This window comes from Amycolatopsis sp. NPDC047767 (assembly GCF_040704195.1).
Classification (GTDB): domain Bacteria; phylum Actinomycetota; class Actinomycetes; order Mycobacteriales; family Pseudonocardiaceae; genus Amycolatopsis.
Map to the genome: position 1 here is coordinate 356,367 of NZ_JBEYSJ010000006.1, position 23,315 is coordinate 379,681.

General features: G+C 70.7%; 18 protein-coding genes. 6 read left to right on the plus strand and 12 right to left on the minus strand.

Annotated features, from left to right (window positions below; genetic code table 11):
* Positions 1-673 precede the first annotated feature (673 nt).
* The 5 genes from AB0878_RS14600 to AB0878_RS14620 form a co-directional block, all read right to left on the minus strand.
* Positions 674-1,831, minus strand: a complete 1,158-nt coding sequence (locus AB0878_RS14600) for a cystathionine gamma-synthase (protein ID WP_366579916.1) — start codon at positions 1,829-1,831, stop codon at positions 674-676.
* 121 nt (positions 1,832-1,952) lie between these two features.
* A complete protein-coding gene (locus AB0878_RS14605) occupies positions 1,953-2,690 on the minus strand; it encodes a hypothetical protein (RefSeq protein ID WP_366579918.1) in 738 nt (245 codons plus the stop codon).
* Between the two features lie 85 nt (positions 2,691-2,775).
* Complete coding sequence (locus AB0878_RS14610; RefSeq protein WP_366579920.1) at positions 2,776-3,303, minus strand: hypothetical protein; 528 nt, start codon at positions 3,301-3,303, stop codon at positions 2,776-2,778.
* Between the two features lie 1,264 nt (positions 3,304-4,567).
* Positions 4,568-6,181 (minus strand): hypothetical protein, encoded by a 1,614-nt coding sequence (locus tag AB0878_RS14615; RefSeq protein WP_366579922.1) that lies wholly within the window; start codon positions 6,179-6,181, stop codon positions 4,568-4,570.
* A gap of 114 nt (positions 6,182-6,295) precedes the next feature.
* Positions 6,296-7,666 (minus strand): cystathionine beta-synthase, encoded by a 1,371-nt coding sequence (locus AB0878_RS14620; RefSeq protein WP_366579924.1) that lies wholly within the window; start codon positions 7,664-7,666, stop codon positions 6,296-6,298.
* A gap of 200 nt (positions 7,667-7,866) precedes the next feature.
* Between AB0878_RS14620 and AB0878_RS14625 the strand changes: the two genes are divergently transcribed.
* A complete protein-coding gene (locus AB0878_RS14625) occupies positions 7,867-9,087 on the plus strand; it encodes an acetyl-CoA C-acetyltransferase (RefSeq protein WP_366579926.1) in 1,221 nt (406 codons plus the stop codon).
* Positions 9,088-9,461: 374 nt separating this feature from the next.
* On the opposite strand, the gene AB0878_RS14630 is transcribed toward AB0878_RS14625, so the two are convergent.
* Together AB0878_RS14630 and AB0878_RS14635 are read right to left on the minus strand one after the other, a co-directional pair.
* Positions 9,462-11,018, minus strand: coding sequence for a DHA2 family efflux MFS transporter permease subunit (locus AB0878_RS14630; protein WP_366579928.1), 1,557 nt, complete (start codon positions 11,016-11,018; stop codon positions 9,462-9,464).
* Between the two features lie 328 nt (positions 11,019-11,346).
* A complete protein-coding gene (locus AB0878_RS14635; protein WP_366579930.1) occupies positions 11,347-12,213 on the minus strand; it encodes a Bax inhibitor-1/YccA family protein in 867 nt (288 codons plus the stop codon).
* 331 nt (positions 12,214-12,544) lie between these two features.
* Between AB0878_RS14635 and AB0878_RS14640 the strand changes: the two genes are divergently transcribed.
* From AB0878_RS14640 to AB0878_RS14655, 4 genes are all read left to right on the plus strand, one after another.
* Positions 12,545-14,044, plus strand: a complete 1,500-nt coding sequence (locus AB0878_RS14640; protein WP_366579932.1) for a hypothetical protein — start codon at positions 12,545-12,547, stop codon at positions 14,042-14,044.
* A gap of 16 nt (positions 14,045-14,060) precedes the next feature.
* Entirely contained in the window at positions 14,061-14,771 is a 711-nt protein-coding gene (locus AB0878_RS14645) for a class F sortase (RefSeq protein WP_366579934.1), read from the plus strand.
* 345 nt (positions 14,772-15,116) lie between these two features.
* Positions 15,117-17,108, plus strand: coding sequence for an SDR family oxidoreductase (locus AB0878_RS14650; RefSeq protein WP_366579936.1), 1,992 nt, complete (start codon positions 15,117-15,119; stop codon positions 17,106-17,108).
* 120 nt (positions 17,109-17,228) lie between these two features.
* A complete protein-coding gene (locus AB0878_RS14655; protein WP_366579938.1) occupies positions 17,229-18,485 on the plus strand; it encodes a cell division protein DivIVA in 1,257 nt (418 codons plus the stop codon).
* Between the two features lie 62 nt (positions 18,486-18,547).
* Here the strand turns inward: AB0878_RS14655 and AB0878_RS14660 are convergent, their stop codons facing one another.
* A complete protein-coding gene (locus AB0878_RS14660; protein ID WP_366579940.1) occupies positions 18,548-19,870 on the minus strand; it encodes an amidase family protein in 1,323 nt (440 codons plus the stop codon).
* Between the two features lie 20 nt (positions 19,871-19,890).
* Positions 19,891-20,901, minus strand: coding sequence for an NAD-dependent epimerase/dehydratase family protein (locus tag AB0878_RS14665; RefSeq protein WP_366579942.1), 1,011 nt, complete (start codon positions 20,899-20,901; stop codon positions 19,891-19,893).
* 90 nt (positions 20,902-20,991) lie between these two features.
* Between AB0878_RS14665 and AB0878_RS14670 the strand changes: the two genes are divergently transcribed.
* Positions 20,992-21,543 (plus strand): TetR/AcrR family transcriptional regulator, encoded by a 552-nt coding sequence (locus tag AB0878_RS14670; protein WP_366579944.1) that lies wholly within the window; start codon positions 20,992-20,994, stop codon positions 21,541-21,543.
* A gap of 88 nt (positions 21,544-21,631) precedes the next feature.
* On the opposite strand, the gene AB0878_RS14675 is transcribed toward AB0878_RS14670, so the two are convergent.
* The 3 genes from AB0878_RS14675 to AB0878_RS14685 all read right to left on the minus strand — a co-directional run bounded on the left by AB0878_RS14675 (position 21,632) and on the right by AB0878_RS14685 (position 23,067).
* Complete coding sequence (locus tag AB0878_RS14675) at positions 21,632-22,267, minus strand: response regulator transcription factor (RefSeq protein WP_364050623.1); 636 nt, start codon at positions 22,265-22,267, stop codon at positions 21,632-21,634.
* A gap of 201 nt (positions 22,268-22,468) precedes the next feature.
* Positions 22,469-22,762, minus strand: coding sequence for a hypothetical protein (locus AB0878_RS14680; RefSeq protein ID WP_366579946.1), 294 nt, complete (start codon positions 22,760-22,762; stop codon positions 22,469-22,471).
* Positions 22,759-23,067, minus strand: a complete 309-nt coding sequence (locus AB0878_RS14685) for a WXG100 family type VII secretion target (RefSeq protein WP_366579948.1) — start codon at positions 23,065-23,067, stop codon at positions 22,759-22,761. Before AB0878_RS14685 ends, AB0878_RS14680 begins: the two co-directional genes overlap by 4 nt.
* Positions 23,068-23,315: the final 248 nt, after the last annotated feature.

The window sequence follows — 23,315 nt, forward strand, 5'->3', positions numbered from 1 at the left end:
CGTCGCGGATCCAGCAGAGTGTTTTTTGGATGTGCCAGTAGCCGCGGGCGTAAGGGCTGAGGCGGCTGGGGTGGGCCCATTGGCCAGTGATGGTGGTGATCCCGATCGCGGTGTGGGTGGTGAGTTGGCCGCTGGTGTGGTGGGTGCTGCGGCGTGCGATGAGAAATGCATGAGTCGCGTGCGGGAACTCGATCGCGGGGTAGCGGAGGAAATCGCCGAGGTGCGAGCCGGCCAGTCACCCGGCGCGCGGTCGCCTCGTCCGGGGCGACCTACCCGCCCTGATGCGGTCGCGGCCAGTAACGCCAGCACGTGGTGCGGGCATCCGCGGACCCCTCGCCGATCGCGGCGAACGAGCGTGCTCCGCGACTGCCGCCAGGACCAGAATTGAGGCCACGGAACGGCGAACACCGTGTCGGTCACACGGGTCTGGTACCTGACACAGGAGTTCACGCAGGTGCATGGCCCATTCCGGATTCGCGTCCGGGGTTATGCGCGGGTTCAACCGATCAAGGATGGCGGGCATGAGGCACGATGCCGCGGGCCCTGCAACCACTCCACAAGACTTTGCCGGAACCCTGCTGAAGACGCCGGGGGGTGTGGCCACCGAGCGAGCAGCCACAGCAGAAACCCCGCGCCACGACGAAGTGGCACGGGGTTTCGCGAGAACGCAGACTCAGCCCAGCGCGGCCGTGAGGTCGGCAACCAGGTCGGTGCCGTCCTCGATGCCGACGGAGAGGCGCAGCAGGTCGTCCGGGACCTGGAGCGTGGAGCCCGCCGTGGAGGCGTGGGTCATGCGGCCCGGGTGTTCGATGAGGGACTCGATGCCGCCCAGGGACTCGGCCAGGATGAAGAGCTTGGTGCGCGAGGCGACTTCCAGCGCGGCCTGCTCGCCGTCGGCGTGGCGGAAGGACACCATGCCGCCGAAGCGGCGCATCTGCTTGGCCGCGACCTCGTGGCCCGGGTGCTCAGGGAGGCCCGGGTAGTAGACCTTCGAGACCTTCGGGTGCTTGGCGAGCGTCTGCACGATCAGCTCGGCGTTGTCGCTGTGCCGCTCCATGCGCAGGGCCAGCGTCTTCAGGCCGCGCAGCGTGAGCCACGCGTCGAAGGGGCCGGGGACGGCGCCGGCGGCGTTGCGGAGGTAGAACAGCTGCTCGCGGACCTCGTCCTCGTTGGTGAGCACGGCGCCGCCGACGACGTCGGAGTGGCCGCCGAGGTACTTGGTCGTGGAGTGGACCACGATGTCGGCGCCGAGGGCCAGCGGCGTCTGCAGGTAGGGCGTGGCGAAGGTGTTGTCGACGACCAGCCGCGCGCCCGCGTCGTGGGCCACGCCGGCCAGCGCGGCGATGTCGGCGATGCCGAGCAGCGGGTTGGTGGGCGTCTCGCACCAGATCAGCTTGGTCTCGGGCCGCAGCGCGGCGCGGACCTCGTCGACGTTCGCGAGGTTGGCGACGGTGTGCTCGATGCCCCAGAGGCTCAGCACCTTGTCGATCAGGCGGAACGTGCCGCCGTACGCGTCGTTGCCCAGCACCAGGTGGTCGCCCGGGCGCAGGGTCGTGCGCAGCACCGCGTCGGACGCCGCCATGCCGGACGCGAACGCCAGCGCGTGCCGGGCGCCTTCCAGCGAGGCCAGGGCCTGCTCCAGCGCGGTGCGCGTGGGGTTCGCCGTGCGCGAGTACTCGTAGTCACCCTCGCGGGTGCCGCCGACGCCGTCCTGCGCGTAGGTCGACGTCTGGTAAATGGGCACGATGACGGCGCCCGTCCGCGGATCGGGCTGCTGCCCGGCGTGGATGGCACGTGTTTCGAAACCCAGCACGGAGTAGTCGTCGACCATGGTTCCAGGGTACGGCCCGGTACCGACAATCCCGCCAGGTGGGATGGAATTCACGCTTGCCTGGACCTGTCGTCGCAGGTCCCGCCGGTGCGGTCCCGCAGTGCGCCGGCGGGACCGTTCGTCACCAGCTTTGTTGCGGAGGGTAGGTGCCCGGGTACTGCGGCTGCGCCGGCGCGCCGAGGCCGACCCACAGCTGGGTCGGCTTCACGATCGCGAGGACCAGCGTGGCCACCGGCGGGATGAGCCCGACGAGCGCGCCGGCGATGCCCACGCCCAGGAACTCGGCCGACGAACCGAGAGCGGTGGCGCCCGCCGCGCTGAGGATCACCGAGATCAAAGAGAACGCGATCGAGACGCCGCAGCCGATGATCACGCACATCCGGCCCGCGGGCTTGTGCATGATCAGCGCGATGGCGCCGTAGAGCAGCAGGCCGGCGAGCGCGAGGTCGACGACCAGCGAAATGATGAAGAGGATCTCCGTCCCGTGGAACGTCGCCAGCCCGACGATCGAGCTGATCACCCCGAGCAGCGCGACGATGCCACCCAGGATCGCCAGCACGGCCGCGGTGATCGCGGTCCCGCCGCCCGGCTTCTGCTGCAGCATGCCCGGTCCGCCCGGGTACGCGGGGAACGGCTGGCTCGGCTGACCGTACTGCTGGGGGTACTGGCCGGGCACCGGCAGCGGTCCCGAGTACGGCTGCCCCGGCATGGGCTGCGGACCGGAGTAGGGCGCCGGCTGCTGGCCCGGGTACGGCTGGCCGTAGGGCTGCTGACCGGGGAAGGCCTGTGGGCCGGAGGGCTGCTGGCCGTACGGCTGCTGCGGATTCTGCCCCTGGCCGGGGTTCTGGGGATAGCTCACGGAAGTCCTCGGGAATCCGGCCCCCACCGGCTGCGGGGAGATGTCCTCGTATCGTGCCAGGCTGGAGACGTTTGCGGGGCGAAAATCACCACTGTCCGGGCACGTAGGTCCGGTACCTGAGATACGAGAACGTCTGGCGCAGCGCCGCCAGCACCAGCACCAGCGGCGCCAGCACCACCAGCACGGCCCGGTCGACGTCCGCGAACGAGTTCAGCGCGAAGACGGCCTCGAAGTAGGCCGCGTAGCCGCCGTTGCCGAGCGTCGGCTCCAGCAGGATCGCGCCGATGGCGATCACCGCGCCGAGGATCAGCAGCACGGCGCCCGCGGTGGCGCGGAAGATCGCGGCGAGCGCGCCGACGAGCAGGAAGAGGCCCGCGCCCAGGTAACCGCCGAGGTCCACGAGTGTCCACACAGGAAGGTCGCCGAGACTGAACCCCGAAGGGATGTCGATGAACAACGTCACCGGAAGGTAGCCCGCCGCCCCGGCCGCCACGAGCCCCAGCAGCGCCGCGACCAACGCCGTCGCCCCGGACGGACGCCCGCGCCGCGCCGGCGGTTCCCCGTGCGCGGGACCTGACCGCTGCTGCGCTGGAGATCCGTACGGGCCGCTCAACTCTGCTCCCCCTCGGGCCGAAGGCGAAAACGAACGGCTCACCCTAGCCCGGAAATCGCGATCATGGACGAGAAATGGTGAAGCGATGAAGAACCAGTGCCCGTTTCGCCCAGGTCGGGTAATGGCCCAAGATCAGGAGGGTAGGGGTGTTACTGAAAAACGGCATTTCTCAATTTTTCGCAAAGATCCGCTGTGTGGGTGACGCGGTGGGGCGTCGGGGGCTCCGCGCTATCGGAGCGCAACGGGATAAGTGCCGACAGTGGGGAAAAGTCCGCGGAGACGGGCTTCGGTCGTGGGGGCTTGCAATACCGAACGGTATTCGACGAGCGGCCTTGTCTGCCTGATCCTCAACGCCACTGCCGACAACAAGTTCGCGGCACATCGCGAAACCGAACAGCGCTCCGAGAGTCCGGCCGACGAGGCAAACGCCCGCGGCGACGGAACTCAGCGACTCGCCACGACCGGAACTTCCCCACACAGCGCACCGCACAGGTTCAGCCATCGACGGTCCCGAACGGCCACGACTGACTTCGCAAACACAACACCGGCCGGGACACCGAACCAACCTCAGGGGACGGTCGGCTGCCGGCGCAGTGAAGGTTTGCAGAGCCCAGCAATCCACCACCGCGCGGCGCCAGTGGGCACTGGCGCACGGCAAATTGCAGACCGCAGCCCGCAGTCATCGCCGGGCGACGTCGCCCTCAGCACGAGCGCAACCGCGAGCACGGCAACGCAACGGCATGCGCAAGTCGACCCGCGAATCAGCGGAACAGAGTCAGTGCCTGGCGGTGACGCGGCGAGCGACCCAACAACGAAACGACCTCGCCCTCAACACGAACGCCACCGCGAGCACGACAACGCAAAGGCATCCGCGAGTCGACCCGCGAAAGGACGGCCGCAGGCGTCGCCAGCAGGTGGCGCGGCGCGCGACGGCGCGAGCAGAGCGACGTCAGTCTCAGCGCAAGCGCCGCTGCGGGTAGGGCCGCGCGCGGGCACGCGCAAGTCGACGTGCGGAAGGGCCGCCCGCAGTCGTTGCCCAGAGGCGGCGCGGCGGGCGGAACGACATCGGTTTCAGCGCGAGCGCCAGTGCGGGCACGGCAGCACAGAGGCGAGCGCGACTCGACCCCAGAACGGCGGCCCGCGGTCAGCGCCCGGCGGCGGTGCGAGGCGACGGGGCGACCTGCTGTCGGTGCAAGTCCCTGGACAGCGAAAGGCCCCTTCGGTGACATCCACCGAAGGGGCCGTTCACGTGAAGCTCAGCTGGTCACCACTGCTGTTGCTGCGGTGACTGGCCGTAGCCCGGGGGCTGCTGCCCGGGCGGGGGGCCGTAGCCCGGGGGCGGCTGTTGGCCGGGCTGGCCGTAGCCGGGGGGCGGGCCGTAGCCCGGAGGGGGCTGCTGGCCGTAGCCGGGCTGGGGCTGGCCCGGCTGGGGGAAGCCGCCGCTGCCGGGCTGGTCGCCGGGCTGGCCGTAGCCGGGCTGGGGTTGGCCGTAGCCGCCGGGCTGGGGGAAGCCGCCGCTGGCCGGGTTGGGGGTGCCGGGCTGCTGGCCGAAGCCGGGCTGGCCGAACGGGGGTTGTTCGCCCGGCTGGCCGAAGCCAGGCTGACCCGGCTGACCCGGCTGGCCGGGCTGACCCGGCTGTCCGGGCTGACCCGGCTGGCCGCCGAAGCCCGGCTGGCCGAAGCCCTGCTGCGGCTGGCCGAAGGGGCCCGGCTGGCCGAAGCCGCCCGCGCCACCCGCGGGGCCGCCGAAGCCGCCCGGGGTGCCGCCGCCGAGGCCGACGAACTGGGCGGTGGGCGGGATCAGGCCGAGGAGCCCGACGATGAAGATCAGGATGCCGAAGATGAGCGTCGGCATGCCGATGCTGTCGGCGCCGTTGCTGCCGGCCTGGTCGAGGAGCTCCTGGTTCGGCGTGGAGCCGGCGATGAGCAGGATGCCGAAGACGCCCAGCAGCACGCCGCCCACGGCGACCACGATCGGCACGATCTTCTTGATCCCGCCGCCGAGACGGCCGGCCAGGATGAGCCCGGCGCCGCCCGCGATGGAGACGACCGCGCCGACCAGGACCATGATCACGTAGAACCAGATGGCGCCCGGCGAGGCGAGGCCGGACTGGCTGAGCAGCTCGTCGACCTTCGCGTCACCCGCCGACTGGCGGGCCTGGTCGAGGCTGGACGAGTAGTCGCTCGCGTCGCCCATGTAGAGGAACGACCAGATCAGCGACAGCACACCCAGCAGCGCCACGACGCCACCGGCGATGAAGCCGTACATGCTGTTGCCGCCACCGGACGCGGCGGGCGCGGCGCCGAAGGCCGGCGGCGCTCCGAAACCGCCCGGCTGACCCGGCTGACCCGGCTGGCCGAACCCGCCCTGCGGCGGCGCGCCGAACGCACCCTGGCCCTGGTCGAACCCTCCCGGGGCACCGAAGCCCTGCGGCTGGCCCGGCTGACCCGGCTGGCCGAAGCCACCAGGAGCGCCCGGGGCACCCGGCGCACCGGGCTGTCCCCCGAAGCCCGGCTGGCCGAACCCGCCACCCATGGCAGCGGGGTTGTCGGCCGCGCTCGGCGGCGGGGAGTACGGGATGGCCGGCGGCTGCGAGCCGGGCGGGACGAGCTGCGTCGACTCGGCGCCGAAGTGGCTTTCGCCGCCGGCGTTCGCGTCACCGGGCCGCACGACCTGCGTGGGCTCGGGGGCTTCGCCGAACAGTCCGCCTTCGCCCGAAGACGGGGCCGACGGGTACGGCTGGCCCGGCTGGACCACCTGGGTCGGCTCCGACGCGCCGAAAGGACTGTCCTGCTGAGGTGTGGGACCACTCGGTGGGCCCTGCGGCGGCTGCTCGCCGCCGTCCCCGGGCTGGTTCGGTGGCTGCGGAGCACTCATGTGGGTCTTGAACCCCCTTGACGAGGACGCGAAAAAGTTCTATCGCGCCCACGCTATCGGATAGCGGGGCAGGGCGCTCGGAACGCCCCGGCCCGCTTTGCCGATTTGTCGTCCTTAACGCCCAGCCAGGAAGCCGAGCAGATCGTGCCTGGTGACGACGCCCGCGGGCTTGCCGTCGATCAAGACCAGCGCGCCGTCCGCGCCCTCGAGCGCCTTCATCGCGGAGCTGACCTGTTCGCCGGCGCCGATCGTCGGCAGCGGCGGGGACATGTGCGTCTCCAGCTTGTCCGCGAGCTGGGCCTTGCCGGTGAACAGCGCGTCGAGCAGGTCGCGCTCGTTGACGGCGCCGACGACCTCGGCGGCCATGACCGGCGGCTCCGCGCTGACCACGGGCATCTGGCTCACGCCGAACTCCGACAGGATCGCGACGGCCTCGGCCACGGTCTCGTTCGGGTGCGTGTGCACCAGGCTGGGCAGGGAGCCACTCTTCTTGGTGAGCACGTCGCCCACCGTCGCGCCGGAGGAGTCGGGCGGGAGGAAGCCGTAGGACGACATCCAGTCGTCGTTGAAAACCTTGGTGAGGTAGCCGCGGCCGCCGTCGGGCAGGAGGACCACCACGACGTCGTCCTCGGTCAGGCCCTCGGCGAGTTTCAGCGCGGCGGCCACGGCCATGCCGCACGAACCGCCGACCAGCAGGCCCTCCTCCACCGCGAGGCGGCGGGTGGTTTCGAACGAGTGCGCGTCGGAGATCGGGATGATCCGGTCGGCGATGCCGCGGTCGTAGGTCTCGGGCCAGAAGTCCTCGCCGACGCCCTCGACCAGGTACGGCCGACCGGTGCCGCCGGAGTAGACGGAGCCCTCGGGGTCGGCGCCGACGACCTCCACGCGGCCGTCGCTGGCCTCCTTGAGGAAGCGGCCGGTGCCGGAGATCGTGCCGCCCGTGCCGACGCCGGCGACGAAGTGCGTCACCTTGCCCTCGGTCTGGCGCCAGATCTCGGGACCGGTGGAGAGGTAGTGGCTCTCCGGGTTCGCGGGGTTGGCGTACTGGTTGGGCTTCCACGCGCCGTCGATCTCGCGGACGAGGCGGTCGGAGACGTTGTAGTAGGAGTCGGGGTGCTCGGGCGCCACGGCCGTCGGGCACACGACGACGCGGGCGCCGTACGCGCGCAGGACGTTGCGCTTGTCCTCACTCACCTTGTCCGGGCAGACGAACACGCACTTGTAGCCCTTGCGCTGCGCGACCATGGCCAGGCCCACGCCCGTGTTGCCCGACGTCGGCTCCACGATCGTGCCGCCCGGCTTGAGGGCACCCGACGCCTCGGCGGCCTCGATCATCCGCAGCGCGATGCGGTCCTTCACGCTGCCGCCCGGGTTCACGTACTCGACCTTCGCGAGCACCAGCGGCTTGAGCCCCTTGGTGAGGGAGTTCAGCTTGACCAGCGGGGTGTTCCCCACGAGGTCGACGATGTGCTCGGCGTACTCCACGACTGCGCTCCTGCCCTTCCGCGCCGGATCTCGGCGGCGACGCCCAGCCTAAACGCTGGACCTGCGGCGCTGTCCACTCAGGCGGACGCCCGATAGTGGTCCACGTCGCCTTCGGCTTTGCGAGACGCGGGACACGCGGCACTATGGTGAGCAACCGCTTAGCGCCCGCCGTTGTCACCGACCCGAGGAAGTGTCACGCCATGCCCGAAGCCGTCATCGTCTCCACCGCCCGCTCCCCGATCGGCCGTGCCGCCAAGGGCTCGCTGGTCAGCATGCGCCCCGACGACCTCGCCGTGCAGATGATCCGGGCGGCGCTCGACAAGGTGCCGCAGCTGGACCCCGCCGACATCGACGACCTCATGCTCGGCTGCGGCCTGCCCGGCGGCGAGTCCGGGTTCAACATGGGCCGCGCGGTGGCCGTCGAGCTCGGGTACGACCACCTGCCCGGCTGCACGATCACCCGGTACTGCTCCTCCAGCCTCCAGACCACCCGCATGGCGATGCACGCGATCAAGGCCGGCGAGGGTGACGTGTTCATCTCCGCGGGCGTCGAGACGGTGTCGCGCTTCGCGAAGGGCAGCTCCGACTCCTGGCCCGACACGCACAACCCGCTCTTCGCCGACGCCGAAACGCGCACGAAGGCCACGGCGGAGTCGGGCACGGACAGCTGGTCCGACCCGCGCACGGAGGGGAACGTCCCCGACGTCTACATCGCCATGGGCCAGACCGCCGAGAACCTGGCGCGCCTCAAGGGAATCACGCGCGAGGAGATGGACGAGTTCGGCGTGCGCTCGCAGAACCTCGCGGAGAAGGCGATCGCCGACGGCTTCTGGGCCAAGGACATCACTCCGGTCACCCTCCCCGACGGCACCGTCGTGTCCAAGGACGACGGCCCCCGCGCCGGCGTGACCATCGAGGGCGTCTCCGGTCTGAAGCCCGTGTTCCGCCCCGACGGCCGCGTCACCGCCGGCAACTGCTGCCCGCTCAACGACGGCGCCGCCGCCGTGATCGTCATGTCCGACACCAAGGCGCGCGAGCTCGGCCTCACGCCGCTGGCCCGCATCGTGTCGACGGGCGTCACGGGCCTGTCGCCGGAGATCATGGGCTACGGCCCGGTCGAGGCCTCGAAGCAGGCACTCGCCCGCGCGGGGATGTCCATTTCGGACATCGACCTCGTCGAGATCAACGAGGCGTTCGCCGCGCAGGTCATCCCATCCTACCGCGACCTCGGCATCGACCTGGACCGCCTGAACGTCAACGGCGGCGCCATCGCGGTCGGCCACCCCTTCGGCATGACGGGCGCGCGGATCACCTCGACGCTGATCAACTCGCTGCAGCACCACGACAAGCAGTTCGGGCTGGAGACGATGTGCGTCGGTGGCGGGCAGGGAATGGCGATGGTGCTGGAGCGCCTTTCCTGAGTTAGAACGCGGACGAAGGGCCGCTCGCGACGTTGTGCGCGGGCGGCCCTTTTGCTGTCCCTGAGGCGTGATGCCTGACGACCGACGCGGGGACACCGCGGCGAACAGCAGACTCGTCGGAGGCGGTGCGTCTCGCGCGATTCCCATGGAGCCGCAGAGCAAGTAAGCGGCAGCTATCCGGCCGGTTCGGCGCGAAGTAGCCAATCGCTCGCCCGGTGATCCCGTGACACCAAGGAAACCGGTCACCCTGACAAATCACACCGCGGCTGCCGCTCGGGTGGCGGGGCGGGATCGCACGAGGAAACCCCAGCCAGCACAGGAAAGGGCCGCCCGCGGCAAGCGCGAAGCGGCCCTCCCCCGTGGAGCAAACCAAGTCAGTGCAACGGCGCCGCCGGCACCGGAGTGGCCGCGTCGTCGGAGCCGGTGGCAGGGGGCGACGGGATGAAGCGCTTGTTCGGCAGGAAGGCGGCGGGCACCAGGCAGACCGCCAGGATCACCGTGGCGATGAGGAAAGGCGTCGCGAAGGCGCCGGCGGCGAGGGCGGAGGCGGCGGTGTGCGTGGCGGGGTTCAGGGTGGCCGCGGTGGCCGCCAGCTGGCCCTGGTTGGTGGGGACGCCGAAGCGCGAGCCGAGCAGGGCGGCCAGCACGATGGACATGATCGCGGAGCCGATGGCGCCCGACGTCTGCTGCAGGATGCTCGTGGTGGTCGAGGCCTTGGCCATGTCCTCGGAGCGCAGCGTCTGCAGGGCGGCGGACGTGATCGGCATCATCGTGCAGCCCATGCCGAGGCCCATGACGAACGCGGCCGACAGCAGCAGCGCGTACGGCGTGGTCGACGTGACCTGCGTGAACGGCACCATGCCCACCACGATCAGCGCCAGGCCCGGCAGCACGATGCGGCGGGCGGCGAACTTGTCGAACAAGCGGCCCGCGATCGGCATCATGATCATCGCGCCGAAGCCCTGCGGGGCGAGCAGCAGGCCCGCGTGCAGCGCGGATTCGCCGCGCACCAGGGTGAAGTACGTGGGCAGCAGCAGCATCGCGCCGAAGAAACCCATGCAGAACACCGAGAGCGTGATCATCGAGACCGAGAACGTCCGGTTGCGGAACAGGCCCAGGTCCATCAACGGGTCGGCCACCCGCAGCGCGCGCAGCACGAAACTCACCAGCAGGACGACGCCCGCGACCGCCGGCAGCCACACCTCGATCGCGGTGACCGTGCCCGTGGACGGGATGCGTGAGACGCCGAAGATCAGCGCCGCGAGGCCCGGCGACACCATCAGCAGGCCCGCGAAGTCGAAGCGGCCCGACTTCGTCGCCTTGTCCTTCGGCAGCAGGCGCAGCGCGAGCACGAACGCGACGATGCCGATCGGCACGTTGATGTAGAAGATCCAGCGCCAGCTCACGGCGTCGACGAGCCAGCCGCCGAGGATGGGACCGCAGATCGGGCCCAGCAGCATCGGCACACCCAGCACGGACATCACGCGCCCGATGCGCTGCGGCCCCGCCGTGCGCGTCAGGATCGTCATGCCCGCGGGCATCAGCATGCCGCCGCCGAGGCCCTGCACGACACGGAAGATGATCAGCGACTCGACGTTCCACGCCAGCCCCGCCAGCATCGAGCCGATCAGGAACGTGCCGATGGCCAGCAGGTACAGCCGTTTGGTGCCGAAGCGGTCCGACGCCCAGCCCGTGACCGGGATGACCGTGGCCAGCGCGAGCATGTAGCCCGTGGCGACCCACTGGATCGTGTCGAACGACGTGGAGAACTGGATCGTGAGCTTCTGCAGCGCGACGTTGACGACCGTGGTGTCGAGGATCGCCATGATGGCGCCGAGCACCACCACGGAAGCGATCTTGAGCACTCCACGGTCGAGTTTGTCATCGAGCCCGGCGGCGCCCGGCGCGGCCGGGCTCGGTTGTGCGGACATGCGGTGGACCATCCCCATCGTTCGGAAGCGAAAGGTCACGCAAGCCCCAGTTCGGGTCCCCCTTGCGTGACTTCGTCGAGGCTAGAGGACGCCACCGACAAAAAGCCATCGATTTCGCCCGAAGCACCACGTAGACGACTTTTCGCGTTCTCCGGCCGGCCACGGAAAGTCCTCCACCTGCGCTGATGCGGCCAGGAATTGGTCCCGCACAAGCACTCTGCGTACGCGCTCCGTCGCGCGAAGAGCGATTTCCCCGCGCACAGAACGCGTACACAGAAAAGGCGCCCCGTAGTACACGGAGCGCCTTCTCGGGATTCCTACGCGAGCACTAGTCGCGTAGGTAGGACAACAGCCGCAGGATCTCGAGATACAGCCACACCAGCGTGGTCATGAGGCCGAAGGCCGCGAACCACGCCCACTTGGCCGGCATCCCCGAACGGATCATGCGGTCGGCCTGGTCGAAGTCGAGCAGGAAGCTGAACGCCGCGATGCCGATGACCACCAGGCTGAAGATGATCGCGATCGGCCCGCCGTCGCGCAGCGGGTTGAAGCCGAAGAACAGCGAGGTGAGGAGGTTGACCAGCATCAGGACCACGACGCCACCCACGGCGCCGACGATCCACTTGGTCAGCTTCGGCGTGACCTTCACGGCGCCGGTCTTGTAGACCACCAGCATCGCGATGAACACACCCGCCGTGCCGATCAGCGCCTGCAGCGCGATCCCCGGGTAGAGCAGCTCGAACAGCCCGCTGAGCGCACCGAGGAAAATGCCCTCGGCGGCCGAGTAGGCCAGCGTGAGCGGACCGCTCGCCTTCTGCCCGAAGATGATCACGAGCGAGAGGACCAGGCCCACGATCAAGCCGCCGAACAGCGCGCCGAGCAGCGCCCCGCTCATGCCCTCGACGCGGCCGAGCGAGTCGGTGATGAGCTGGGTCTGGGCCCAGATCGCCGTGAGGACGCCGAACAGCAGGGCGACACCCAGCGAAAGACCGGTCTTGACGACGACGTCGTCGACCGTCATCGGACGGTCGGCGGAACCGGCGGCCATCTGCCCGGGACCGTAGCCGGGCACACCTCCCTGGCCTTGCGGAGTGCCGTAGGGCCGCTGGTCGAAGCCCACGTTCGGCCCGTACTGCCCTGAAGCGGCCGAACCGCGGGACAGGTTGCGGAACGCCGGGTTGCTACTGGAACGCACCTGATCCTCCTGGATCTGCTGGCACCTTGCATGGGGTTCAACGACCGCTCGGGCCTGCTGGTTCCCGTCGAGACCGTCGAGTAAAGGAGACTTTACCCTTTTGCCCGATCAGGGGACCGGACCCGCGCCGGGCTACACCGTATGCGACTGAGATCACGACCGTTCACCGCAGGTCACCCGATGGCCCCTAGACAATCCGGGTGATCAGCCGCGAACCTTCACTTCGCGTGTTCGGAATGTGACCGAAGGCGTGTCGGGGAGTTGTTCGATCGTGTGACCTGCGTCGACGCAAAGGCGTCACGGCAGAGCATGTTGAAGGAGTCAACACACCATGGGGTGGTCTTCACGCCCGCGCGCTCGCCTGCGCGCGGCCGCCGGTCTGGTCGCCACGGCCGTGCTCGGCGCACTCTCCCTCACCGCAATCGCCCCGACCGCCGCCGACGCCGCGACCCAGCAGGGCATCGGGGTCGAGGTCCCGGCCCAGCGGTTCGACAACAAGGACCACAGCGGCAACTGGCTCGGGTCCTACCTCGTCGCCGGCAAGCAGGTCTTCTGCGTCAGCTTCCAGCTGAAGGCGCCGGACTCGAACGAGAAGTACAAGCCCGGCGACAAGCTGCTCACCAAGTGGGGCGACGAGATCCCCGCCGACAAGGCGGCCAACATCTCGTACCTGCTGCTGCGTTACGGCGACACGAAGGACGCGAACGTCGCCGCCGCGCTCGCGCACCTGCTGCACTCGTGGACCTCCGCGCCGCGGCCCGGGCACGACGACCTCAACGAGGCGCTGCCCGCGGACAAGATCGGCTACGACATCGCCATGCACCTGCAGGGGCTGAAGGACAAGGCCCCCACGGCGTACGACGACGTCGCCAAGCTGACCGCCGACGCCGAGGCCAACCGCGGCCCGTGGACCGCCTCGGTCACGCCGCCGAAGGACGACCAGCACCTCGGCACCGCGGCGACCTGGACGGTCACCGTGAAGAACGCCAAGGGCACCGGCGTGCCGGACGTCGCGGTGAAGCTCGACGCCACCGACGCGACGCTGACGACCGGCGACGCCACGGACGACACCACCCAGACGTCCGACGCGGCCAGTGGCAGCGCCACCGTGCAGGGCGCGCAGACCGAGACCACGCTCAAGACCGGCGCCGACGGCACGATCTCGGTGAAGCTCACGCCGACCGGTGACCAGCCGAAGCTCGCGACGTCGCTGTCGGCGCCGGCCGACCGGCCCTACGTGCAGAACCCGGTGAACACCGGCATCCAGAACGTGGTGTCCACCGGTGGCGAGAAGACGCTGACCGCGGAAGGTGCCGTGGCCGTCGCGAAGCCGGGCAAGGTCCAGGTGACCAAGACCGACGCGAAGACCGGCAAGGGCATCGGCGGTGCGACGCTGCGGATCACCGGCAAGGACAAGAAGACCGCCGCCACCGGGCAGGACGGCAAGCCGCTCGACGGTCCCGACGGGCAGCCCGTGGTCGTCACGACCGCCGGCGACACCGGCGCGGTGACCGTGGACAACCTGCTGGCGCCGCAGGACATCTGCGTCGTCGAGGTCAACGCGCCGCCGGGCTACGAGAACGCGTTCGACCCGAAGAACCCGCCCTCGGTGTGCGGCTCGCTGAAGCCGGGCGACACACTGGCGCTCACCATCGCCAACACACCGAACGAGGTCCCCCACGCGATCCCCGCGGGCGACCAGCCGGTCGCGATGGCGAAGGGTGCGATCGAGACGAGCTTCTCCACGCCGGGGCTGATCGGCCTCGCGGTGCTCGCGCTCGTCGGTTCGGGTCTGGTCGGGTTCGCCGCGCGGCGCGCGTCCCGGAGGTAGTGAGAGCGGAACGGGTATGGCACGCAAGAGCCGGTTGATCACCGGTTTCGTCCTCGGCGCGGCGAGCGTTCTCGTGGTGGAGCTCGCCACCGTCGTGATCAGCGCACCCCCGATGGCGGTGGTGGCCGGCAGCGCGCAGCCGGCCGCCGCCGCCCTCGCGGGTTTGCGGCCGGCCGCGCCTCCGGAGGCGCCTTCTTCTTCGGCGCCTCCGCCGACGCCGTCGTCCACCGCGCCGGCCGCGCCGCCGCCCGCCGCGCCGGTGGAGCACAAGCAGCCTCCGCTCGCGCCGCAGAAGCCGGGCACGCTGCGGCTGCCCGGCGGCGGGACGGCCGCGATGGTGCGCCAGGGCCTCGGGCCGGGCAACACGCTGCCGGTGCCGTCGGACATCGGGCAGGCGGCCTGGTGGGGCGCCGCGCTCGACGCGGTGAGCGGCGCGAGCGTCTTCGCGGGACACGTGAACTGGAAGGGCGCGACGGGCCCGTTCGCCGAGCTGTGGACCGAGCGCATCGGCGGCGAGGTGACCATTGTGGACAGTGCGGGGAAGACGTCGAAGTACCGGATCTCGCAGCTGGTCACCGTGCACAAGGACGATCTCCCGGCCCGGGCCGACGACCTCTTCGGACAGGCCGGGCCGCACCGGGTGGTGCTCGTGACGTGTGGCGGCCGGTGGGTCGGCGGGGCCGACGGGTACGAGGAGAACCGGGTCGTCATCGCGGATCCGGTCTGATCCTTTTCGACGAGCTTTTCAACCGCGTTCTTCGACAACGGTGCCCCGGCGGGATTTCGCCGGGGCACCGTTTTTTCTGCCTTTTTCTCCCGCGTGGCAGGCAATGGCGTGCAGTTCGCGTGGCACGAGGGGACCGTTCGCGCTGCTCGGCGGGTGTCGCGAACGGGCACTTCGTGCCACTCATCGGGACGCCGGCGCCGGGAAAAGGTGCCTCCGACCTGCGGGACCCGGGTTTCGCGAGAAGTTACTAGCGAGTAACATCACTGGGGCGCGCTGTGGTCAGCGCGGCTTGGATGCAGCAGAATGCGGCAAGGGTCCAGCGTTGTACGGCGGAGGGTGATGGAGATGGCGACGTTCTTGGTGACGGGTGCGACCGGGTTGATCGGCCGCCAGTTCACCCGGCTGCTGCTCATGCGGCCGGATGCGGAACGCGTCGCCCTCGTGGTGCGCGCGTCGTCGAGGGAGAAGCTGGCGAAGCTGGTGGACGGGTGGCCGCACGCGGACCGCGTGACGCTCGTGACCGGCGACCTCGGCGAGCCGATGCTGGGTGTGTCCGAGGAGGACCGCGGCAATCTGCGCGGCGTGGACCACGTCGTGCACCTGGCCGCCCTCTACGACATCACCGCCGACGACGAGACCAGCATCAAGGCCAATGTGGACGGTACGCAGCACGTCGTCGACCTCGCCGCGGACCTGCGCGCCGGCGTGCTGCACCACGTGTCGTCGGTGGCGGTGGCCGGTGATCACGAGGGCCTGTTCACCGAGGACATGTTCGACGTGGGGCAGCGGCTGATCACGCCGTACCACCGCACGAAGTTCGAGGCCGAGAAGCTGGTGCGCGAGCAGCACGAGGTGCCGTGGCGCGTGTACCGGCCGGCCGTGGTGGTCGGTGACTCCAAGACCGGCGAGATGGACAAGATCGACGGCCCGTACTACCTCTTCCCCGCCATCAGCCGGCTCGCCGGGCTGCCCGACGTGCCGATCGTCGGGCCGGACCTCGGCGACACCAACGTGGTGCCGGTCGACTACGTGGCCAAGGCACTGCTGGAGCTGGTGACCACGGCGGGCCTCGACGGGCGGGCCTTCCACCTCGTGAACCCCGAGCCGCAGCCGGTGGTGTCGGTGTACAACGCGTTCGCGCGCTCCGCGGGCGCGCCGACGATCTCGGTGCAGCTGGGCGACGGCGTCTCGAAGGGGCTCATCGGACTGGTCAAGCTCAGCGAGCACATCCCGGGCTTCACGATCGCGCGCGACGCGGTGATGGAGCGGCTCGGGATCCCGCCGGTGCTGCTGGAGACGATGGCGTTCCCGTCGGTGTTCGCCTCGACCGAGACGCGCAAGGCGCTGGCGAGCACGGGCGTCGAGGTGCCGCGGCTCGAGGACTACGCGGCCACGCTGTGGCGCTACTGGCGCGAGCACCTCGACCCGTTCCGCGCCCGCAAGCACGGTCCGCGCGGCGAGCTGGACGGGCGGCGCGTGATCATCACCGGCGCGTCTTCGGGCATCGGACGCGCGACGGCGCTGAAGGTCGCGGCCGCGGGCGGCGTGCCGCTGCTGGTGGCTCGCCGGCAGCACGAGCTGGAGGAGGTGCGCGACGAGATCATCGCGGCCGGCGGCACGGCGTCGGTGTACCCGGCGGACCTGACCGACGAGGAGTCGGTGCACAAGGCCGTGGACGCGATGCTGGCCGAGCACGGCCGGATCGACATGCTGGTGAACAACGCTGGCCGCTCGATCCGCCGGTCGATCAAGCTGTCGTACGACCGCATGCACGACTACGAGCGCGCGATGGCGATCAACTACTTCGGTGCGGTGCGGCTGATCCTCGCGGTGCTGCCGCACATGTCGGAGCGGAAGTTCGGGCACATCGTGAACGTGTCGTCGATCGGTGTGCAGGGCATCGCGCCGCGCTTCTCCGCGTACGCCGCGTCGAAGGCCGCGCTCGACTACTTTTCACGGATCGCGGCGACGGAGACCCACGGTGACGGGATCACGTTCACCACGATCCACATGCCGCTGGTGCGCACGCCGATGATCCGGCCGACGAAGATCTACGACGCGTTCCCCACGAAGTCGCCGGAGCAGGCGGCCGACATGGTCATGAAGGCGCTGATCGAGCGGCCGAAGCACATCGGGACGCCGGCGGGGCAGGCCATCGGGCTCACGTACACGCTGGCACCGGGCCTCACGGACGCGATCGCGTACCAGGGTTTCCGCATCTTCCCCGACTCGACGGCGGCCGGCGGTTCGGGCCGGCTCAAGATCGGCCGTGGCGAGAAACACCTGTCACGGGCGGCGATGGCGCTCGCGCGGCTGTCGCGCGGGTTCCACTGGTAGTCACGGTGCGTTCGAGGGTGAGGCCGTTCAGGGGACGATCACCAGGTAGGGCCCGACACGTGGCGGTGAATCACCAGTCCTGACGCCGACGACACAATGTGCGCGGGTACGGTCGGGCCCATGGTTCCCGAGCGAGACAACGGCCTCCTGCCCCTGCGGCGCGAGTACACCCAAGCCTGGCACGGCTTCGACCGCAACGAGGTGCGCCAGTACCTCGACCACATCGAGGCGCAGCTGCGCCGGCTGCTCAGTGACCGCGACGCGGCGGCGGCGCAGGTCGCCACGCTGTCGCGCGAGCTCGAGGCCGCGCGCGGCGAGGTGACCAAGCTGCAGGGCCGCGTCGAGGAGCTGATGAAGCCGCCCGAGCGGCTCGAGGACCTGGACGAGCGCATGCAGCGCACCGTGCAGCTCGCGCAGGCGCGCGCGGACGAGATCACCAAGCGCGCGCAGGTGGCGGCGGAGAAGCACTGGGCTTCGTCCACCGAGGCGTCCACGAAGCTGCGCGAGCGCTACACGCGCCTGGTGTCGGAGCTCGACAAGCAGGCCGAAGCGCTGCACTCCGAGCACGAGGCCGCGCTGAAGGAGACGCGCGCCGAGGTCCAGCGGCTCACGGTCGAGGCGGCACAGCGCCGGGAACTCCTCGACAACGAAGCCGAGCGCAAGCGCCGCAAGATCGAGCGCGACTTCGACTCGAAGATCACCGCCGAGCGCAGCGCGCACGAGAAGCTCATCGCCGACCAGCGCACGGCGAGCAAGAACCAGGCCGAGCGCCGCATCGCCGAGGCGACGGCCGAGGCCAAGCGCCGCGTCGACGAGGCCACCACGGAAGCCAAGCGGCGCCTCGACGAAGCCACCACGCAGGCCGCCCAGCGCACCACCGCGGCGACCCGCAAGGTCGAGCGCCTCGCCGAAATCCGCGAACAGGCGCGCAAGAACCTGGCGATGGCGGACGAGGTGCTGAAGAACAGCGAGAGCCTGCTGGCGGCGCTCCCGGCGGAGTCGGTGATCCCGTCGGCGTCGAAGCTGGTGGGTGGGGATGATCCGGCTGGTTCTTCTGCGTCGGCTGCTTCTGGACCGGCTGCTGCCAAGCCCGCTGCGGCTTCTGGACCGGCTGCTGCCAAGCCGGCTGCGGCTGCTCCGGCCAAGCCTGCCGCCGCTCCTTCGCCGGCCCCGGCTGCTTCCGCCAAGCCCGCCGCCACTCCGGCACCCGCGCCCAAGCCGGTTCCGGCCCCGAAGCCGAAGCCCGAGGTCGTCTCGGTCGACTCCCCGACCACCCCGGCCCCGACGGTGAAACCCCAGCCCGCAAACGGCAACGCGAACGGCAAGAGCTCCACACCTCAGCCGGTCTCCCAGACAGCCGGCAAGTCCAGCTCCTGACCCGCACTTCACGACGAAGGCCGCTCCCCACCATCGGGGAGCGGCCTTCGTCGTCGGTGGAGTCAGCGGCTGCGGGGCCAGGGGTTGGCGGCCTCCAGTTGTGCGGCGAGGCCCAGCAGCAGGGATTCGCCGCCGGGTGGGGCGACGAGCTGGACCGAGGTGGTGAGGTCGAGGGTCGGGTGGTGGCCGACGGGGACGGAGAGGGCGGGGAAGCCCGCGAGGTTCCAGAAGCCCGTGAAGTCGGCGACGCGGACGGCCGGCAGGGCGTTCGCGCCCCAGGAGCGGCGGTGCCAGCGCTGGGCTTTCGGGGGCAGGGTGGCGAGCGTCGGGGTGATGAGGACGTCGTGGGACGTGAAGAAGTCCTCGGCGCGGGAGATCCACGTGGTGCGGGAGCGGTCGCGGACGAAGGCGCGTGTGAGGTGGCCCAGGCGGACGTGGGTGCGGGTGCGGGGCTGGAGGTGGCGGAAGGTGAACTCGGCGTCGGCTTGGGCGGCGGGGCCGGCGAACCAGCGGGCGACGAGGGCGAGCATGGTGTCGAAGCCGTAGGCGGGGGTGGCTTCCGTCAAGGTATGACCCGCAGCGGCCAGCAGCGTCGAGGCCTGGGCGACGGCCTGGCCGAGCGGGCGCGGGAGCGGGGCGCGCGTGACGGGGACCTGCGTGGAGAAGGCGATGCGCTGCGGGCCCGGCACCGGAACCTCGGCCAGCGAAGGGCGCTCGCCCAGCACGGACATCAGCAGGGCCGCGTCGGCGGTGGTCGTGGCGAGCGGGCCGTGCGTGGACATGCCGTACCAGCCCTCGGCGGGCTCCTGCACGACACCGCGGCCGGGCTTGAGGCCGACGAGGCCGCACATGGCGGCAGGCAACCGCACCGAGCCGAGGCCGTCAGTGCCGTGCGCGATGGGGACGAGGCCGGCGGCGACGGCGGCCGCGCTGCCGCCCGAGGAGCCGCCCGCCGTGTAGGCGGGTTCCCACGGGTTGCGGGAGACGCCGGTGGGGTCGTCGCTCATCGGGTACAGGCACAGCTCCGGCACGCGGGTGAGGCCGACGATCACGGCGCCCGCCGCGCGCAGCCGCGCGGCGATCACCCCGCAGGAAGGAAACGGCGTCTGCGGGCCGGCGACCGAGCCCCAGCCCGCGTACTCGCCCGCGACCTCGGTGACGTCCTTGACCGCCACGGGAACGCCCGCCAACGGCAGGTCACGCAGGTCCGCGCGGGCGGCGACCTCGGCCGCCTCCACCAACGCCTCCGCCGCGCGCACGCGCCGGAACGCGCCGACCACGCCGTCGGCCGCCGCGATGCGGGCGAGGGCCTCCTTGGTCACCTGAACGGGATCCAGCTCGCCGGCGCGTACCGCGCGCGCGATCTCCACCGCAGTCTGCACCATGATCCGCACCCTAACCGTCCTCAGTGGACAGCGACAAGGCTCCGCGCGCAGTCGACGACGGTCGCGGCCGCGGGCCGGGGCTGCCAGCCGAGCACCTGCTGCGCTTTGGCCGAGGTGTACACGTTCTTCCGGCCGAGGTCCGGCGCCACCTCGCGTACACCCGCGTTGACGAGGGCGAAACCGCGCAGCACGAAGTCGGGCAGACCGCGCGTGGGCACCTTGGCGGCGTCGGGGCCGAGCTTCGCGCGGATCTCGCGCGCCGCGTCGCGCAGCCACAGGAACTCGCCGACGGCCACGAACCGCTCGCCCGCTGCCTCGGGCGCGAGCATGGCCCGGAGGTGGAGATCAGCGAGGTCACGGACATCGGTGATGCTGTAACCGAGCCGCGGGACGCCAGGGAGGCGGCCGTCGAGCAGGGCGCCGATCAGCTGCACCGAGCCGAGCGCCTGGCCGGCCAGCACCGGGCCGAGGATCGCGCCCGGCAGCACCGTCGCCAGCGAAGTGCCGCCGCCCGAGGACGCGATGAAGTCCCACGCCGCCCGCTCGGCCACGGCCTTGGAGCGGCGATACGGGTTGAGGCGGCGGTCGTCGGGGTCGGTCCACAGGGTCTCGTCGAACACCTCGGTGCTGCGCGTGCCGATCGGCGGCGCGGCGGCGGCCAGCGAGGACGTCATCACAACCCGCGAGACCCCGGCCTCGGTCGCGGCCTTCAGCACGCGCAACGCACCGTCGCGCGCGGGGCCGATGAACGCGTCGGGGTCGCGCGAACCGTCGCCGCCCAGGGGCGACGCGACGTGCAGCACGTAGGTGCAGCCGGCCACCGCCTCGGCCCAGCCGGCGTCGGACGTCAGGTCGGCGACCACGACCTCCAGCCGGTCACCGGGGTCGGTCTCGCTGCCGACCGCGCGGCGCACGGCGGCTTCCTTGGCGGCCGAACGCACCGTCGTCCGCACGTCGTAGCCGCGCCGCAGCAGCTCGACGAGGCACCAGCCGGCGACGTAGCCGGTCCCGCCGGTCACCAGTACGCGCATGGGTCTCTCCTCGATATTTCATTAGCCGCTTGGCTAATGAAACCACTGTAGCCCATCCCGGCGAGGAACACCGTGGGTTAGCATCGCCGGGTGTCACCCACCCGGGCTGAGCAGGCCGAGAAGACCAGGCGCACGGTGCTCGCCACGGCGCGAGAACTGTTCGCCGAGCACGGGTTCGACGCCACGTCGCTGCAGCTGATCGCCGACACGATGGGCGTCACGAAAGCCAACGTCTACTACTACTTCCACACCAAGGCCGACATCCTCGCGGCTCTCCTGCAGAGCAGCATCGCGGCGTTCGACGAACTCCTCGAAGCAGCCGCGAAGGTCCAAACCGGACAGCAGCGGCGCGAGCTGCTCGTCGACGGTTTCGTGGCGCAGGTCGTGGCCCACCGCGCCGTCTCGCCGCTCAGCCGCACCGACCCGGGCACGCGGCGGCACGAGAGCATCGGCCAGGCCCTCGACGACCAGGCCCGGCGCGGCCTGCGCCTGCTCTTCGGCGACCACCCGACACCCGACCAGACCGCCGCCTACTGGACGGCCACCGAGCTCGGCCCGGCGCTGCGAGGACTGGACCACCTGTCCGACGACGACCTGCGCGCCACCCTGCGCCGCCTCTGCCTGCGCATTCTGGACGTCTGAACCACAAAGCGCGAAAAGGGCCTTCTCCCACGAAACGGGAGAAGGCCCGGAGCAAAGGGCGGCGGCACTGCCGCCCGGCGAAAGTGGCTCAGATGGCGCCGGCACGCAGGGCGTAGGCCACGGCGTGAGCGCGGTTGTTGAGGCCGCAGCGGGTCATCAGGCCGTAGAGGACGTTCTTCACGGTCCGCTCCGAGTAGCAGAGCTTCGTCGCGATCTCCTCCGTGCCGTAGCCCTCGGCGACGAGCCGCAGCACGTCGCACTCGCGGGCGGCGAGGCCGGACAGGGTGAGGCCGTTGGGCTCCAGCACGTCGCGGCGCATGCGCTGGACCTGGCCGAGCAGCGCGCCCTGCAGGCGCGGCGGCAGGCTGGCGGTGCCGTCGCCGGCGGTGAGCACGGCGGACACGAGTTCGGCGCCACCGGTCTCGCGGCGCGGCAGGATCGCGACGACGCCGCACTCGATGGCGGTCATCAGGTCGCTCTCCCGGAAGTGGTCGGCGACGATGACGAGGTGCGGTCCGGCCAGCTGCTCGGACTCGCGGCCCAGCTCCTTGACCCGCGACAGCACGCGGTCGGTCACGTGCTCCTCCATCACGAGGACCACGTCGGCCTGCGCGGCCGAGTCCTCGGGGAGGACCTGCAGCTCGGCGCGGGTGCCCAGCAGACTCGCGGCGCCGGCCTTGGTGATCGGGTCCGAGGCGAGAACAGCGACTTTGACGAGCTTCACGAGATCTCCTACCACCACTCCAGGTTGACGGTGACAAGTCTCGCGCGGACGACTTCACGTTTTCTTACCAAGATTCTTCACGCCCGCCGCGATCGTGAAGAACCTCCGGATAACCGCAGGTCAGCGTCCTCTACGGGCCGCTTCACGAGGGTCTTGACGGCAGGGTTGAGCGACCCGTCGGCCCGGGCTTCACGCCGGCCTTCACGCCTCGGAGCACACCCCGCAGGCGCCCGGCCCCGCCGCGCCGGAGTTCCCGGCGATCTCCCGGAACGCCTCCCGCGCCCGTTCGACGCAGTCGGGCATCCGCCCGACGGCCTCGGTCCAGGCCTGCTTGGCCGCCCAGTAGCGCGCCTGCGCCTCCGGGGTCCAGGCCGCCATGTCCCGTTCCACAGTGGACTCCAGCTCCGTCAGCACGGCCCGGATCCCGCCGGTCGTCCTGCCCATCCGGTCGAGGATCTCGTCGGCGTCGGTGAAGTCGAAGCGCCCTGGACTCATATCCCGCTCAGGCCGCCCGTCCACGACGTCGCCCGCTCGTCGGCGGCCGGGCACGCGTCGGCCGCGCCGCCGGTGACCGCGAGCAGGTCGGCGAGCCGGCCCAGGATGAGGTCGTACTGCTGCTCCCAGTCGTTCATCGCCTGGCCGAAGCGCACCGAAGCGTCGCCCCGCCACGACGCCTGCAGCGCCGCCATCTCGCTGTTGACCCGCCTCAAATGGGCGTTGGCCGAGTCTATGGCGCGGGCGAACTCACCCGCCGCACCTCGCATACCGTCCGGCACCACCGTCGGAGGAATCGAATTCACGACGCTCTCCTCACCACACGTCCCCAGTACCCGCACCCGTGCCGCGCGGGCTTACCACCGAGCGTGACCCACCGACGGGGGGTGGCGAAACCGGGGACCAGGTGGTATGCCCGATTTTCGGATATCCTTGCCTGCCGTTCCACCGGGGTCTCGGCGGCGGAGTTTCCCCGGTGTTCGCCGTCACGCCGAGTGGCCGCAACACCGCGCCCCGAGACTGGCGGTCAGGGCGGCCGGCGAGACCCGGCCCC

Coding starts and splice junctions, on each gene's coding strand:
- AB0878_RS14600 (WP_366579916.1), bottom strand. CDS start 1,831: ATGGTCGACGACTACTCCGTGCTGGGTTTCGAAACACGTGCCATCCAC.
- AB0878_RS14615 (WP_366579922.1), bottom strand. CDS start 6,181: ATGAGTGCTCCGCAGCCACCGAACCAGCCCGGGGACGGCGGCGAGCAG.
- AB0878_RS14625 (WP_366579926.1), top strand. CDS start 7,867: ATGCCCGAAGCCGTCATCGTCTCCACCGCCCGCTCCCCGATCGGCCGT.
- AB0878_RS14630 (WP_366579928.1), bottom strand. CDS start 11,018: ATGTCCGCACAACCGAGCCCGGCCGCGCCGGGCGCCGCCGGGCTCGAT.
- AB0878_RS14640 (WP_366579932.1), top strand. CDS start 12,545: ATGGGGTGGTCTTCACGCCCGCGCGCTCGCCTGCGCGCGGCCGCCGGT.
- AB0878_RS14645 (WP_366579934.1), top strand. CDS start 14,061: ATGGCACGCAAGAGCCGGTTGATCACCGGTTTCGTCCTCGGCGCGGCG.
- AB0878_RS14650 (WP_366579936.1), top strand. CDS start 15,117: ATGGCGACGTTCTTGGTGACGGGTGCGACCGGGTTGATCGGCCGCCAG.
- AB0878_RS14655 (WP_366579938.1), top strand. CDS start 17,229: ATGGTTCCCGAGCGAGACAACGGCCTCCTGCCCCTGCGGCGCGAGTAC.
- AB0878_RS14660 (WP_366579940.1), bottom strand. CDS start 19,870: ATGGTGCAGACTGCGGTGGAGATCGCGCGCGCGGTACGCGCCGGCGAG.
- AB0878_RS14665 (WP_366579942.1), bottom strand. CDS start 20,901: ATGCGCGTACTGGTGACCGGCGGGACCGGCTACGTCGCCGGCTGGTGC.
- AB0878_RS14680 (WP_366579946.1), bottom strand. CDS start 22,762: ATGAGTCCAGGGCGCTTCGACTTCACCGACGCCGACGAGATCCTCGAC.